At 38.8% G+C, this 15,325-nt stretch carries 16 protein-coding genes; 10 read left to right on the top strand and 6 right to left on the bottom strand.

The features are described from left to right. Nucleotides 1–237: 237 nt before the first annotated feature. The 4 genes from M8N44_RS11495 to M8N44_RS11480 form a co-directional block, all read right to left on the bottom strand. Nucleotides 238–1,074, bottom strand: coding sequence for a hypothetical protein (locus M8N44_RS11495; protein WP_146021191.1), 837 nt, complete (start codon nucleotides 1,072–1,074; stop codon nucleotides 238–240). 143 nt (nucleotides 1,075–1,217) lie between these two features. Beyond that, on the bottom strand, nucleotides 1,218–3,071 hold the full coding sequence (locus tag M8N44_RS11490) for an AAA family ATPase (protein WP_146021190.1): 1,854 nt from the start codon (nucleotides 3,069–3,071) through the stop codon (nucleotides 1,218–1,220). Further along, on the bottom strand, nucleotides 3,071–3,565 hold the full coding sequence (locus tag M8N44_RS11485; protein ID WP_102729054.1) for an ABC-three component system middle component 2: 495 nt from the start codon (nucleotides 3,563–3,565) through the stop codon (nucleotides 3,071–3,073). The genes M8N44_RS11490 and M8N44_RS11485 overlap by 1 nt, the downstream gene beginning before the upstream one ends. After that, nucleotides 3,562–4,632: an ABC-three component system protein gene (locus tag M8N44_RS11480; RefSeq protein WP_146021189.1), complete on the bottom strand. Its 1,071-nt coding sequence runs from the start codon at nucleotides 4,630–4,632 to the stop codon at nucleotides 3,562–3,564. Before M8N44_RS11480 ends, M8N44_RS11485 begins: the two co-directional genes overlap by 4 nt. Before the next feature lie 644 nt (nucleotides 4,633–5,276). Between M8N44_RS11480 and M8N44_RS11475 the strand changes: the two genes are divergently transcribed. Then, nucleotides 5,277–5,840: a hypothetical protein gene (locus M8N44_RS11475; protein WP_102728993.1), complete on the top strand. Its 564-nt coding sequence runs from the start codon at nucleotides 5,277–5,279 to the stop codon at nucleotides 5,838–5,840. A gap of 221 nt (nucleotides 5,841–6,061) precedes the next feature. Here M8N44_RS11475 and M8N44_RS11470 read toward each other — a convergent pair whose 3' ends face one another. Together M8N44_RS11470 and M8N44_RS11465 are read right to left on the bottom strand one after the other, a co-directional pair. After that, complete coding sequence (locus tag M8N44_RS11470) at nucleotides 6,062–6,850, bottom strand: nucleotidyl transferase AbiEii/AbiGii toxin family protein (RefSeq protein WP_102728992.1); 789 nt, start codon at nucleotides 6,848–6,850, stop codon at nucleotides 6,062–6,064. Next, nucleotides 6,847–7,671, bottom strand: a complete 825-nt coding sequence (locus M8N44_RS11465; protein ID WP_102728991.1) for a type IV toxin-antitoxin system AbiEi family antitoxin — start codon at nucleotides 7,669–7,671, stop codon at nucleotides 6,847–6,849. The genes M8N44_RS11470 and M8N44_RS11465 overlap by 4 nt, the downstream gene beginning before the upstream one ends. A 313-nt stretch (nucleotides 7,672–7,984) precedes the next feature. Between M8N44_RS11465 and M8N44_RS11460 the strand changes: the two genes are divergently transcribed. The 9 genes from M8N44_RS11460 to M8N44_RS11425 all read left to right on the top strand — a co-directional run bounded on the left by M8N44_RS11460 (nucleotide 7,985) and on the right by M8N44_RS11425 (nucleotide 15,309). Then, complete coding sequence (locus M8N44_RS11460; protein ID WP_215451177.1) at nucleotides 7,985–8,866, top strand: DUF932 domain-containing protein; 882 nt, start codon at nucleotides 7,985–7,987, stop codon at nucleotides 8,864–8,866. Between the two features lie 38 nt (nucleotides 8,867–8,904). Then, complete coding sequence (locus tag M8N44_RS11455) at nucleotides 8,905–9,264, top strand: hypothetical protein (protein WP_146021188.1); 360 nt, start codon at nucleotides 8,905–8,907, stop codon at nucleotides 9,262–9,264. Beyond that, nucleotides 9,258–9,392 (top strand): hypothetical protein, encoded by a 135-nt coding sequence (locus M8N44_RS13970; protein ID WP_257228592.1) that lies wholly within the window; start codon nucleotides 9,258–9,260, stop codon nucleotides 9,390–9,392. The genes M8N44_RS11455 and M8N44_RS13970 overlap by 7 nt, the downstream gene beginning before the upstream one ends. 27 nt (nucleotides 9,393–9,419) lie before the next feature. After that, on the top strand, nucleotides 9,420–9,587 hold the full coding sequence (locus M8N44_RS11450) for a hypothetical protein (RefSeq protein WP_180975260.1): 168 nt from the start codon (nucleotides 9,420–9,422) through the stop codon (nucleotides 9,585–9,587). Continuing rightward, nucleotides 9,584–9,745 (top strand): hypothetical protein, encoded by a 162-nt coding sequence (locus M8N44_RS11445; RefSeq protein ID WP_215709444.1) that lies wholly within the window; start codon nucleotides 9,584–9,586, stop codon nucleotides 9,743–9,745. The genes M8N44_RS11450 and M8N44_RS11445 overlap by 4 nt, the downstream gene beginning before the upstream one ends. 229 nt (nucleotides 9,746–9,974) lie before the next feature. After that, nucleotides 9,975–12,488: a sensor histidine kinase gene (locus M8N44_RS11440; protein WP_102728989.1), complete on the top strand. Its 2,514-nt coding sequence runs from the start codon at nucleotides 9,975–9,977 to the stop codon at nucleotides 12,486–12,488. A 4-nt stretch (nucleotides 12,489–12,492) separates the two neighbouring features. Then, the gene (locus M8N44_RS11435; protein WP_146021187.1) at nucleotides 12,493–13,158 is read left to right on the top strand and encodes a hypothetical protein; all 666 of its coding nucleotides are present in this window, start codon (nucleotides 12,493–12,495) and stop codon (nucleotides 13,156–13,158) included. Between the two features lie 2 nt (nucleotides 13,159–13,160). Then, nucleotides 13,161–13,736 carry an HNH endonuclease family protein gene (locus tag M8N44_RS11430; protein ID WP_146021186.1) on the top strand — a complete coding sequence of 192 codons (576 nt, stop codon included), beginning with the start codon at nucleotides 13,161–13,163 and terminating at the stop codon, nucleotides 13,734–13,736. A 1-nt stretch (nucleotide 13,737) separates the two neighbouring features. After that, nucleotides 13,738–15,309, top strand: coding sequence for an Eco57I restriction-modification methylase domain-containing protein (locus M8N44_RS11425; RefSeq protein ID WP_102728987.1), 1,572 nt, complete (start codon nucleotides 13,738–13,740; stop codon nucleotides 15,307–15,309). Nucleotides 15,310–15,325: the final 16 nt, after the last annotated feature.

Below are 15,325 nucleotides of genomic sequence, written 5' to 3'. Positions count from 1 at the left end.
ACAACAAAAGCGGTCTTACTCAATGGAAGAAATGGGATATGGAGGGACTTCAGCTCAATATACCTTGCAGCTGATCCCCTGAAAGCATTCCCAAGGTCAATCGGTTTTGTACGGAAGCATTTTCAAAAAATGATTTGGAGGAATCCTAATCTAGAAGAAGCACATAAATGGGGTGAATACATGGAAGATAGGTATGTGTTTACTCCATGGGAAGGATTTAGAAAAGAAAGTGGATCATCATATGGAATGATCCTTTATATATCGCTCGACGCTTAATCTAATTTTTTCAGTTTGCACTGGAGAAAGATTCTTTTGCGCTTCTATAATATCCTTAATTGCGTATTCGATATAATTAATAACTAATGGCGAAGTTTGAACCATTGTGTTCCATTTAAATATTCCACCTGTAGATTTTGTTACAAGACTTTTCCATTGGCTAGGATTTGAATCAATGAGAGTAGCAATAACAAAGCATTCTCCCAATTTTGTTATGAGATATGCTTCAGAGTCATCTTTAGCAAAAATCGTATTCGCATCAGTTGCAGTTAAGAGATAAAAATTAAAAAGTCCATTATTGTATTTTAAAAAAAGAGATTCTGTTTCAGTTTGAATTGGTAGAATTAAAAAATATTGCCTATACAATCCAATATTTTTTCGTTTGTTCAGTAAAAAATCCTTCCAAATACCCTTAGCTTCTCGCATGTTTTTGACACATAATTTAGAATGATCATCTACCCCTTCATTTTCCAATTTGTTAACTAATGATCTATATGATATTGAAACCAAAAATTTCAAAAACCATTCATCATAATTAAAAGAAAATGTATTTTTTTGAGATGCATAATAAGGATGAAAAACATTCTCAGCAAATTTCTTTTCCCATACGGAAAATAGATCTTCGCAATTTGGGCAAAGTAATGGGTATTTTTCTCCATCTTGAACTCTTCTATTAGGATTTAATGTCGTTCTTGAAAATCCAGAAGGAGAAAGTTGTCGTAATTTTTTATATACGAAAGCGGGAATAATATGGCTTATTTCTTGCCTTTCGTATTCTCTACAAAGAGCACATAACATGTCAGTACAAAAATCGATTAATAAATGAACTCACTCAATGTATAATTAAGGAAGATTAAAGCAATAGGAAATATGGGATCGGTAGTCAAGCATTGGCCATATATCAATGTAAAAATATCATAGATTTCCAATATAAGGGTAGGCTATTTTGTACGAGTAGGAAATAGTCCATATCGACCTTGCTGAATGTTTTTACTAAACATTGTGCTTGTTTCCATTTCTTTAACGTAATCAGGAGGATTCACATTTTCTATAATAATTATTTGCCTATCGTCCCAATTGGATAAGTATTTATAGAAATTCTCTTGAACATCAGTTTCCGACAAATCATCATTTTCATCTTCGGGTTCACGATAAGCGAGTAGTGGCGAATCTAATATCAAAAATCCGGGATGAGACAATTCGTTTTCTTTACAAAATTCCAAAAGACCAATACTAAATGCTGCATGAGTGATAGATCTCATGCCCTTTCCGCGAGCACCTCGATGTTTACCAGAAATAACTAAATCTCGCGTCTTCTCATCAAAGAAGACTCTATCGGAATCTGGAAAATTCCAAGTTTTTAATATTGCTTCTATTTTTTTGGCAAAATCATCTAAAGTAGAAGAAGATAATTTAATTGGTTCTTTTTCAACAGGTATTTCAATAGGTTGTTCTTTACCCAAAATTTCTTTTCTTAATGTTAATTCATGTATGCGTTCTAGTACTTTCAATGAACTTAGTATATTTGCACGAGAATTTAACAAATCAGAATAACAGACACCATGTTCGGAAATACTAGATGCTACCTCTTGTATTTTTCTATCAAAAATAAAAATCTCTTTTTCGATTTTTGGCAATAACTCATCAAAATTTTTATTTTCTGCTTTAAGTTGACTTAAAGTATGATTAAGTTCATTTTTGAGTTTGGATATTTTTTCACTTTCTACGGAAACAGCAGTTACGACAGATGATAAATTCCCGTCACATTTTTCATTTAAATGCTGATTCTCAGGCAATGAACCACATAGAGGGCATGAAGAGTTTTCAAGAGAACCCACAAGAAATCCTACTTCTCTGATACCTTCTAAACGTTCAAGGTCAGAAGTATAGTGTTGGTCTAATAATGTAAACCTAGCTATTAGTTCACCAATTTCAAGATGTCTGTCACTTCCATTTTGAAATTTATTTCGCAAATCATTGCGCTTTATTATTAATTTATTGTATTCTTCTTCGGTAGAATTTAGAGAATTTTGATGCTTAGATATTGTTTTTTCTAATCGTTGAAGTTGATCTTTAAGTTCGGTTTCTTCTTGTATTTTTTCACCAAATTGTTTTTGCAATTCATTGATTAATTCATCAAATAATTCTATTTTTACAATATTTCCTTGAATATTTTTTTCTGAAGGAAGAGAAATGAATGCTCTATCATCAATTCCTGTAAGTAACAATTTAAAAATTGAATACTCTGTTGTTCTAAGTGTAACTTGACCTCCTTCTATAGGAGACCTTTGTTTCTGTATATTTTGTTCGTCAACTAAACATAGATGACATAAATTTCTAAAACTCAGAGATTTAGTTGTCCCTTGGTTATTGGATTTTATATAATTATTGTTAAAATTTATCTTCTCCAGCAGAAATGTTGAAATATTGTTCGTATTTTTTTCATTATGCTTCGAGGTCAAAGTAAGGCTACTTTCTTCATCTTCTGGATCAACTTCATGTAACCCATCAAATACTAAAAATTGTCCTCCATCTGTACTCCTGATAAGAGTGAATTTTTTTCTTGATGGTATTATTTCTATACCTAGTAAAATTTTATTATAGCCAACTCTTTCAGGAATATCGCGGAGCTCTTTTGCTCCAAGCATATAATTGATGGCTTCAAGGGCAAACGATTTTCCTGTTTCGGATGCGCCATAAAGAACATTTAATCCTTTTTCAAAATGAAGTTTTGCAGATTCTCGATTAGGACCTGTAAATATCAAATGTCGAATTATTAATGCCTGTTTTTCCATTATTTTACTTCTAAACTTTGTTGAACATCTTGAAATTCTTCGACCCAATGATTAAAAAATTCTCGAATGATTTTTTTTAAATGATCGTAGTTCATATATCCAAAGTGATTTATAACCCAAATAGAACGTTTTTTTAGTTCCAACAAATATGGAGAAGTCAGACACAACATAAAAGTCTCAGCCATTTCTCCTGCTTGATATAAAATACCTTCTGAGCAAGCTTGTCGAACAACAAGCTTCCTGCTCATCATAAGAAGAAGTCCATTTTCTACTAATTTTCGGCGTACCAACAATTCTGTTGATCGTAAAGGGATTTGAGGGTGCAAACTCTCTGGTCCATTAATATCTCCCGTATGTACGACTAAGTAATCAAAAACAACAAGTTGTTGTATATCAAAACATTTTGGATAAGACGCGACTAGTAAGCCTACAGATCTAATTCCTGCTTCTAATGGACTATTAAATGTTAAACATTCATGGGCTTCATTTTTCATTTCTGCCTCCATTCTAATCTATTATCATTAGCAAGTTGGTGACAAATTCCTTTTCTGTCCTGCACTTTTATTACGCTTATAAGTGCATTTGACGTAAGTTGTAATGAGGATGCCGCTTGTAAAACTGCTCCGAGACGAGAAAAACTATTGTTGTGCGTGAAATCATGAATATCAATAACTCCTGCATAAACTTCAGTTTGTAAATCTTCGTATGTCCCTGGAGGTACATTATCTCTGGCGAAATTCCGCAACGATTCAGCGTGATAAAAAAACTCTCGTTGTCGACTAAAATGTTTTAATAAGTCAGGATATGTCTCTAAGTGGCATTTTTCGCTAATTCTAGCCTTAGTTTTTTCTTCATAAACTTCATATAATTGCTGAATGTAATGACTTTCATTACTTTGGAGAGACTCAGGAGGTTCTATGGCTGGTGGTCGAGGTTGCAATCCTCCTCCAAATCGTGCAGCGTGATATTGTGTAAACTTATGATCATCAATTATTTCGAGCAGTGTTTTATGTGAAAAAATAGAGAAATCAAAATTTTCTACATATTTTTTAAACTCGCCCTCTAAATTAATTTTACGGATGTTTGTTATTTTTTCTGCGCAACATTTATCCCATTCATTTATTGTTTTTGTTGCTAGAGCAACTCTGTCGCCTAATAATCTTACTAAACTCATTCCGCAGCCTTTTGGAGCAATAAAATAATGATATCTTGGTGCTCTAAAATCACCTGAATACGAATACCATAGTATTTTGCCTATTTCTATTATTGCCGTTGCAGGGGTCAAGGCGTCTTTATAGTGTTTGCATTGGAAATTATCCCAAACTCCATGTAATCCTTCTTTGTCTGTATATCCAGCTACGTCAATTCCCTTATCATTTGGGCCTGACATACGTAAGACCTGAAGATACTTCGACCTTTGACTATTAACCCATTCATGCACGAAATCCTCCCAATCAGAAAAATTATAGAGCAAAATCTGTTGTTGAGCAGGGATCACTTTCCCAAACTGGACGTGCACAGGACTCACGCTTTGCAGATTTGGAGCAGGAATCTCTTTCATATTTTTGGGTGCTGCCGATTTCTATAAATGTATGATGCATTTATGCATACTCTAATTGCTAGGATAATAAAAGATCCAAACAAGCGGATAAGCAAGATAATTCATATTATTTCCCCCATTTCTTCCCCATGCTCCTACAAACAAAAACCGCAACATATTGGCATGCAATATATTGCGGTAGAAAATTAATGGCGAACAGGGAGGGATTATTTTAATTGATAGTCAATTGCATATCATAAATATGTACCCTAAAGTGTACCCCTTGAGGCGTTTTTTATCGAATCAAATGGCGATTGAAATGACCCGCAACACAGTGGAATAATAGATTCCCCAAAGAGGTTTGTCCAATGAAACTCGCCCCAAATTGAAGACAATGAGTACTCCATTTGGATGCAAAGTATTTTTCATTCAATAATCTTTTAGACAATAGGGATTATCTTTGCAAATGCATTATTGGTAATATGTTATGTGTCTATTCTAATGTCTTTCTCCTGTCGTATTGTCTTCTTTTCTGGATAAAGAGCAATTGGGTGTATTAACCCGTTATATGAAGATGGCGGAACCATTATCCGCTGATTCCCGGCCTCTGTATGCAATGCGCGCAGAGGTCTTTTCGTCATCAACCATCAACATATTAAATCATCATGGCTATCAAACTCATCGCCAACTACAGCAAACGCCTCGGCCTACCGGGGTATTCTTCCCATCAGTTCGAAGTCTCCATTGAAACGGAGATCGGAAACACCTCTGAACTCGATTTCGCCGCAGAACGCCTCTACAGCTCGCTCCAGTCTGCTGTGGATGCCCAGATCAAGCAGGTTGGATTTGTTCCTGATGCTTCCTATGGCTCGAGATGCGTATCCGGTACGTCGCTTCCTGCCATGCGTCAGGCTCCACGGCTTCCTGTTCAATCGTCTTCGAATTCCAAGGCATCTCACCCCGAAGAACCGGCATGGCATTGTTCAGATAAACAGAAGCAGGTCATACTTTCTCTGGCCCGCAAAAACGGGATCAATGATTCAGCTCTCCATGATCTGGCTGTACTTTGTTTCAGCAAGGGCGTTTCCCAGCTGAATAAGCTGGAAGCCTCCACTCTTATCAACGAGCTGATCGCAAAATCTGGAAAGGCATCCGGCAAGGATTCCTACACAGAGAACTATGCTCATCGTCAACTCGCTCCAGTCTCAAGAAAACAGTCACCATTCTGATACCATGAGAACTCTCATTCTGCTCTTTCCGTATACTTGTGGGGAGAATGTTGTCTGGCCTGAGTATATTGCTCCATCTGTATCCAAGTCCTATTTTGGAAGGGGCAACAGGATTTGGAAACCTGTGGGTATCGCTCCATAGCTCTGCTCATTGAATCATGTTGCGCTATCCCTCAGCCGGGGTAGCGCAACGATGTTTTCTTTAGCTGTCAGATTTTATTCTACAGCTTGGAGATCAGTCTCTCCATAACATGTTCAAACGCATGGGCTGGATCATAGTCCGTATCGGGACGTAAAATGGCTTCCGTATCTCCAAGAAACACAGGGTCGGACATCTTCTGCTCAAGGTTCATTACAAATTCCTTTTGCGAAGGAGATCTGTCGACTACGAATTCCATATAGGTGCGAAAACACGAAAGAATGCGATCTGCATGAGTTGTTCCTTCGGAAAGAGCCCGGTGCAGATCGAATAGGTCACGTCCTTTTCGCCTTTGATAAAGTGCTCTCATTTTGGTGCCGAGCAGTTCATCCAGTTCATAAGTGGTAATGCGGCACTCGCCGGAAAACCAATCATTGTTCATGCGGAACGGAAGATGTACCCAATCCAGCTGATGAAAGTGCTCACGGCAATTGATTTCCACCTTCAGCCGAATAGGCATGATAGGGAGAATCTCTGATTCCAGCCTGTAGACAAGGGTATTGTTATGGCTGGCTCTTTTTGTTTTAGGTTCACCCAGAAAGGCCAGAGCTTCACGGAGGTGGTCCAAAATCGGCTTGATGGGGCCGGCATGGATCTGAACCAAATCAATGTCTTCGGAATACCGGGGCTGGGGCGACAGATACAATTTATGAAGAGCCGTTCCACCTCTAAAAGCCAGATGCTCTGCAAGAAATGGATCTGAGAAAATGGCAATCAAGGCACGGCATATGATCATGTCCTGTTCGACAAGTTCATTCCGGGGCCATGGTGCTTGTGATGCCCATGATCGGACAAAGTATTCGGGAATCATGAGAGGTCGCTTTCCTGAGTTTCGTTGATGATAAGTTTCCAGCGTTTATCTGCTGTTCCTGTTTTGACAGGGCTTTCCAAAGACAAAAGGGATTTTTGCAAAGGCTGGCGATGAGTTTCCAAAAATGCGTACAGGCTACGGCTTTGTTCTTTATCCCCCAGAAGGACTTCTATCATATAGCCGAGTCGTTGAAAACAAGGCAGAGGTACGCACGATAGGATACTGCCCGGCATATGATCGAAATGGCAGGCTTCCAAAAGTTCTTCCAGTACCGTCAACACACGGGAGAGTCCTCCAATGCGCCCGGCATATTGAACCAACGTCAAGGCCGTGAATTCCGGAGAAGAAACTTGAATGTATCCGGAAGGAGTTTTGAACTCCTTGAGCAGTTCAGGAGGGATACCTTGACTGAACTCCCGCTTTCCCACGAACTCCAATCGTGTGCCATGTTGGGTTCTGGACCGGGGAACGGGTATGGTCGTCATGACAGCAAAAGTTTGGGGACTCTGATGAGCGGCTCCGTAGAATGCTGCAGCATTGAGCAGCGCAACACAATAGGAACGTTCCAAATACTTCATCAATGCGTCCAAATACATGGTGACAGGCAATGTCCCCTGTTTGACGTAAGCAGGGGGAAGAATGAGATAAAATCCCTGCCAGGCGATAGAAATGAGGCGAGTTTCCCGGGCACGCAACAGCCCAACTGCCACTGTCTGTTTAGACGTATCGGGTAGTGCTTTCAGTATCTCTTCACGAGTAAAAAACAGGCGACCTTGAGTTGCCTGTTCCTGTATCCAGGATCTGACGGTAAATCCTTCCATTTCGTTATTTGATTGCGTAAATATACACAAACAGTATATTTATGCAATCATTTTATGATATTGATCTTCTCTTGAGACAAACATTCCATCGTGATCCGGAAGTGTGATCTGATGCCAATAGGAGCAAAAGTACACACAAGCAGTCACAGAGTGTGTGCTTTTGATACAAAGCCCTGATAACGGCAATTATTGACCGCTACCCGTTATATAAACCTGAAGACAGGCCTTTAACTTCTGACTTCATTACTCAACACCCGTTTCCCATTCGCAGGGGAGCGGGTGTTTTCGTTTCAACCCATATTTCATCATTAATATGAATCCTATCATCGCATTGCCGCACCATCCGGTAGCAGCCCGGAATATCCTGCCTTTGGAAGATACCAGACAGGCAGCCCACCTCCAGCGGAGAAACATCATGCCGGAACCGGCAGCGGCTCCGGTTATTCCCCCGACCGTATTCCGCAAAGGGCTTCTCCTCCACTGCGGGGCCGAGGTCGTCGACAGGAGAACCCTGTCCCGTGTGGAGACCCCGTCCTGCACGGAATCATGGTTCCCGCTTCCCCATGATTTTCTGCTGAAGGAAGTGGAATCCCAGCTTACCGCCCACGGCTTCGGCATCGGGGAAACCACCCACGCCCTCAGTCATGAAGGAAAACGGTATTTCGGCGTCCTCCAAATCCTGCAGCCTGACGACGGCCCTGGCGACTACTCGTGGATTGTCGGCATCCGCAACTCCCACGACAAAACCTTCCCGGCCTCTCTGGTCATGGGAACGCGCGTGTTCGTCTGCGACAACCTCGCGTTCAACGGAGAAGTGAAACTCTCCCGAAAACATACGAGGTTCGCCGTACGGGATCTGCGCTTCATGACCTCCCGGGCTGTCGGACGGCTTGGGGAACAATTCCATCGTGAAGACGAACGGATTGCCGCCTACAAAAAACAGAGACTGACCGACAAGGCCGCGCATGATCTTCTGATCCGCGCGGTCGACTGCCGGGCCATTACGCCGACCGTCCTGCCGGAAGTCATCCGGTACTGGCGGGAGCCGCTTCATGAAGAATTCCGATCCCGTACCGTCTGGAGCCTGTTCAACGCCTTTACGGAGCAGTTCAAGGCCGTCAACCCGCATGTGGTCGCCAAACGGAGCCAGGCCCTGCACGGTCTGTGCGATTCCGTCTGCGGTTTGATCTCCTGAGCACGGTTCAAAAATGACAACAGAAAAGGAAACATCTCATGAATCCATCCTACTCATTGACGGGAGCGCAAGCCGCAGTCCTGATTCTCACGCAATCCGTATCCGGACAAACGAGCGATGAACTGATTGGCTCCTTCCACTCGGAAGAGCGGGGAAGAGTCAGGCAAATCATTCGCCTGCTGGAACGCCGTGGACTACTCATCTGCCAAACGGGGGAAGACGATCCCTTCGTCTTCCCCCGCACCTGGCATCCCACCTGGGACGGGCGAATAGCCCTGCTGGAATGGGCCGCCTATCTGGGCAACATCCGGCTGGCCGGCAGGAATGCTGCGGCATCAACCGGTTCCCGGACAGTCATGGAACAGAAAGATCATCATCACCCCTCATCCGTATGCTGACCTTTCTCCTCGTGACTGTCGCAGGCTGGTTCCTGTTTCCGTGGCTGTTCACTCTCCTCAAATGGGGAATCGTGCTGGCCTTCGGCTTGATGACGGCAGGACTGCTTCTGTGGTTCTGCCTCTTTTGAAGAGACATCCATCCAGACACCGGAACCATGTACCACATCGTCAAATACAAGGACACGCGCTACTGGGCGGTACTCCATCACAATGGGAAACTGCTCGCCGTCGTCGTGTACAAAAAAGGCGCCGAGGCCATTGTCCAGGCTTTGGAACAAATCATCATCGACGCCGTCACCAAACCACAACCACCATGCCCATGATAAAAATCATCCTGTTCGAGCTCACCCGCATCCTGCTGGGCTACGCCTCCGACAAGGTAGGCGAGTTCATTCGGAACAAGCAGAGGAACGGCCCTCGTCCTCCTTCCCTTTACGAGGAAGAGGCGGAAGATCCCTGGTCTCAACCTCCACCCCGCTGATTCCATGATCCTCGCGCAATTACTCCAAGCCATTTACAATCTCATCGCCCGGCGGTGAGACATGCCTTCCAAGACGACATGTTGTCTAAGGAAGGCGTTCAAGAGGTTGTCCAATCGACTCCTCTTTTTTATCTAAAATAAATCACAACTGAATTATAATGAAATAATTATGAAATACAAAAGCAATACTCTTGAAAAGGCAAAATCAATGTAGTAATGTAACCCGAAAATGGAAAGACTTCCTTTTACTGTTTCTGCTCGTACAGCCAGGCTTATCGGCCGAGAGAATGTTGCGTCCGCTCGCGGTGCCATAATTGAATTGGTCAAAAATTCTTATGATGCTGATTCAAAAAAATGCTTAATCATATTTGATATACCTTTGACAAATGAGACGAAAATCCTTTCTTGCGAAAAATGGAATATAGTATTAACACGCGTAGAGCAAACAGGATTGTCTAAAGAAGAATTAAATTCTTATTTTGAAGTTAATTTTAATGTGGCTAAGAAACGAGCAAATTTAACAGCACAACAAGATCTTGATTATAATAATTTTTGCAAAAAATTGTCAAGTATATATATTATTGACAATGGAGAAGGAATGTCTTCAGATGTTGTAAAAGATCATTGGATGGTCATTGGCACTCAAAATAAGTTAATTAATTTCAAAAGTAATATTAAAGATAGAATTAAATCTGGAGCTAAAGGCATTGGGCGTTTTGCTTTAGATCGTTTGGGAGAGCAATGTGAAATGATATCATTCACAAAAAAGAAACATCTTCAAGCTATTAAATGGACTGTTAATTGGAATGAGTTTGATGGTGAAGGCAAAAAAATTGAAGATGTTTCAGCAATATTAGAAAATATTAACGATTCTAATTATTTTGAATGTTTACTTCAACATTATCCTGCCCTTTCAAAAAGATCATTAGAAAACCTCTCTGAAATGTCTACTGGTACTTGTTTGCGCATTACACAATTGCGAGATGATTGGTTTTCCAAAGACATAACTAACCTTTTTAACGACCTTGTCATTCTTACTCCACCGTTGGGGAACGAGGAATTTTCTATTATTTTCGAGCATATCCAACAACCCCATGAATATGGAAAAGTTTTGAGCAGTATATGTGATGATTTTGATTATAAATTGAGAGCTGATGTTAATGTTGATGGAAAGCTCAATTTGCATATAATTCGGCGAGAATATGATGTAAATAAAATACCGGATGATTTTTTTGAACGTGGGAAAATGAAAAAATTCCCATATCGACGTTCAGAATTTTCTGATAAAGGTTTTGCTTTGACAAAGTCTATTTTCACCCTTCTTCCGGGCATGCCCCATGAGCAAATTGCTAAGTTAGGGCCTTTTTCATTAACTCTTTACTACCTAAAACGCTCGGTTCGCCCTAAGGACATTTCATTGTACTTTTATCGTAATATCAATTATCAGAGCGGCCAACGTCAACAATGGCTTGAAACATTCAAAGGTATCAAAATTTTCAGAGACAACTTTCGGGTTCGTCCCTATGGTGACCCCCGAGAATCAGCTTTTGACTGGTTATCTTTAGGACCAAGAAAAGCTAAAAGCCCGGCAGGCGTTGGGAGAAATTTAGGTGGTTATCGAATGGAAGTTAATAACCTTAGTGGGGTTATTGAAATATCTCGCCTTCTTAATCCATGTTTTGAAGATAAGTCCAGCCGTGAAGGTTTGCAGGAAGGAGATGCATTTAATCTTTTTAAAATGTTAATTATTGAGATTATTGCAGAATTAGAAAAGGATCGTTCTACAATAGTCAAAGAGCTTAAATCTTACTCAAAAGAGCAATCAAAAATAAATATACCAGAAGAAATTAAAACAGGAGAACGTCTTGTCGAAGAATTAACTAACAGCGAAACCCTATTAGATCCACAAGACTTAGATCCTAAAGTGATTGCCATGGCAAAATATGCTCGGCAACAAAGAGATAAAGTTCTAGAATTGGAAAGAACTATTCGGGAAGAACAAAGCCTGCTTAGGGCTATGGCAAGTAATGGTTTAGTTATGGCTACTTTCGGACATGATTTTAGTCAACAGTTAGCTATTCAAGAAACCCGTATGCTAAGGTTGAAAAAAACGCTAGAACGTCACCTCAAAGAAGAGGATCTACTTCAAAAAGGATGCCAAGATTCACTCAATCCATTCCGAATGATAGAAGATTATAAGGATGACGATCGAAAAATTGCAGCATGGATAGATTTCGCTAAAAGAGTTGCTCGTAAAGACAAACGAAATCGCAAACAAATTTCACTTAAAAATTATTTTCTAAAATTACAAAAAAATTGGGAACCATTTCTTTCAGTTAAAGGCATTGCTCTTTCTTGTGATACTCCTGAAAATGTATTCATTCAAAGTTTAGAAATTGATTTAGATAGTATATTTAATAACCTTATAATTAATTCTATAGATGCATTTTCTTTGTCTACTAATAAACGAGAAATTTTTATTAAATGTACAATTGAAGATAATCCTAAAGTAATAAAATTTACATATCGTGATAATGGGCCGGGGCTTTCATTGGATTTAAATCCTCCTGAAATTATTTTTGATCCTTTAATAACTACTAAAAGAGACGTGAAGACAGGAGAGCCCATAGGGACTGGATTGGGGATGTGGATTGTTAAAACGATAATTCATAATTACGGAGGAGAAATTTCTTTAAATAGAAATTTAAAAGGATTCTGTATGTATTTTACTATGCTTTATTAGTTTTATGTATAAGTTGCTTTATATAGATGAGGAAAAAAGAGCATGGAGAGAAATTGGAAATGCTCTATCACTTAGTGATTTTGAAATGAAATTCGATTTTATTCCGATCTACCCTCGACTTAATCTTGATGATATGATTAATGAAATTATAGAGGGAGATTATGATGCCGTTATTACTGATTTTATGCTAAATAATAATACATGTGATATGAGTTATCAGGTTGATTATACAGGAGAAGATATTGTTAGAGCGTACAAAAAAAGATGCTGCTTAATTCCTTTTTTTGTTTTGACTGCTTGGGCCGAAAATGCGACTTCGGAAGCAGATGATATTAACCATGTATATACTAAATCTCAGGTATTACAAGAATGCTATAGTGATACTGTTTGTTTTTGGGATAGAGTATATAAACAAATAGAAACTCGCAAAAGATTGATTAGAGAAGCAGAAGAGCGTTATAAATACATAATTTCCAAAATAGAAAATGGGGATCGCTTGAATTCTCAAGAAACTTCTCAATTTCTACAGGATGATTCCTTTCTAGAAGAAGTTTATGGGGGAAAATCTAATAGAATTCCTAATCAATATAAATCAGAATCATATTTAAATAAATTAAGTTGTTCCTTGGAAAAATTAGAAAATATTGTTAATGAATTAAAAAAATCTTAATCATGTATTATAATTTCCGAGATCCATATTATGCACCCTCCCGTGGATACCGAGGCCTACCTAAATCCCATTATCGTGCATACAAAGATCAGTTAAGAGAAGATTTTAAAAAACGTTGTGGATATACCTTTTGCAGTGATGGTTGGTTTGGAGGACCTTCTTGCTTCCATATTGATCATTTAAAATCTAAAAAATATTACAAAGATTTGATTCATACATATGAAAATCTAGTTTATTGTTGCGCGAGTGTTAATATTGCTAAAAGTGATGATCATTCTTGTGAATATCTTGATCCATGTGATATTGACTTTAACAAGGATTTTGCCCGCAATTGTTTTGGGAGAATAATAATACGTTCTGATGCTCCGCATCAAAAAATAGCTCAGCATATGTACGAACGAATGAAACTTTATTTAACAAAATATGCACTTATTTGGTGGCTAGATCGTCTTACAATTCTTGTAAATGAAGCTCGGCAACTCAAAAAACAGTATCCTGATAATATCGATCTTAAAAATGCTTTAGATGAAGTGATAGAGGCATACTATGATATGACTGAATTTTTAAGGGTTTCCTAGGATGAGTATACAAAAATCTAAAGGAGCTTACTATACATCTCCGCAAATGGTACGACTTTTGAAAAGTCGTATCGAAGATATTCTAGAGAATAAAAATGATCTTATTATTTTAGAACCTAGTGCAGGAGAGGGAGCCTTTATTAAAGAAATTATTGAACATCCTTGCTTTTCTCAAAAATGGCATATCGATGCAGTGGATATTGATCATCGGGCTATCTCTTTACTGCAAAAAAGTTACCCACACGTTTATTGTTATAATGAAGACTTTATTGATTATTCGGTAGATTGTGTTCGTAGATATGATCTTATTATTGGTAATCCTCCTTATATTAAAAAGAACTTATATATGAAGGGGCAGCACGAAAAAATTGTCAAATATTTTAGAGAAAATAATTATGATTTTAAAGGGGTTACTAATCTATGGGCTTTTTTTGTCATTGCCAGTACTCAGTTATTAAATGATTCTGGTGTGTTAGCTTTTGTTATTCCTACAGAATTTCTTGCCGTTAAATATGCTGAAGATATTCGTTACCATTTGCTTAAGCTATTTTCCTCAATTGAATTTATTACTTTCGAAGATCTTATGTTTGATACCTGTAAAGGGCAAGATACCATGTTACTCGTTTGTAGGAAACAGTCTGTCAAACGTGGTGTTTTCTTCACTACTATACCAAATGCTTCTTCCCAAAACGTTGTTTCCTTGCAACAACTCCAGCGTGTAGAAGAAAGTAAATGGAGCCATTATTTGCTATCTGCAGAAGAAATAGATTACTTGCATCGCATTTCTCAAGATTGTTTTCCTCTTTCAAAATACCTTTCATCTGCCCCTGGAGTTGTAACAGCAGCAAATAGTTTTTTTATCGTAGATGATAATACTATCCAAGAATACGATCTTCACGATTATGCTCGTCCCATAGTTCAGCGAGCAACAGGACTTCTCCAAAAATTTTCATTGACTAAAAAGGAATTTAATTCTCTTCGTCGTTCTGGACAACCGACAAATCTTCTCGATTTTAGCAAAAAATCCATACCTATATTATCAAAAGCACAAAAATATCTTGAACAGGGAGAACTTAAACAATTAGATCAGCGGTATAAAATGCTCAAACGAGACAAGTGGTATATCATTCCGAATATTCCCAAGCCAGCGGAAGCCTTTTTCTTTAAGAGATGTCATTTATTACCTAAATTTATGAAAAATGATGCACACATTCTTACTACTGATGCGGCATATGGGATCCATATGAAAACAGGATTTTCTATTAATTCCTTACTTTTTTCATTTTTTAATTCTCTTACTTTAACATGGGCTGAATTGAATGGACGTTTTTATGGAGGCGGGGTATTGGAGTTAACTCCCTCTGAATTTAAATCTCTGCCGATCTATATCACAAATTTCGAGGAGGGAAGATATTCTTTCTTTTCTTTTAATATTCAATCAAAGGAAGAGATAAATGATTTTTTGGAGACACAAGATCAAATGATACTTTCGAAGCTTGGCCTATCTTCTGAAGATCAGGAGAAAATAAGAAATATTCGTGAGAAGTTACAAAAGAAAAGACTTAGGTATTAGTTTGTATATTTAGATA

The organism is Akkermansia massiliensis (assembly GCF_023516715.1).
Taxonomy (GTDB): domain Bacteria; phylum Verrucomicrobiota; class Verrucomicrobiia; order Verrucomicrobiales; family Akkermansiaceae; genus Akkermansia; species Akkermansia massiliensis.
This window is presented reverse-complemented; position numbering and strand designations above follow the sequence as displayed.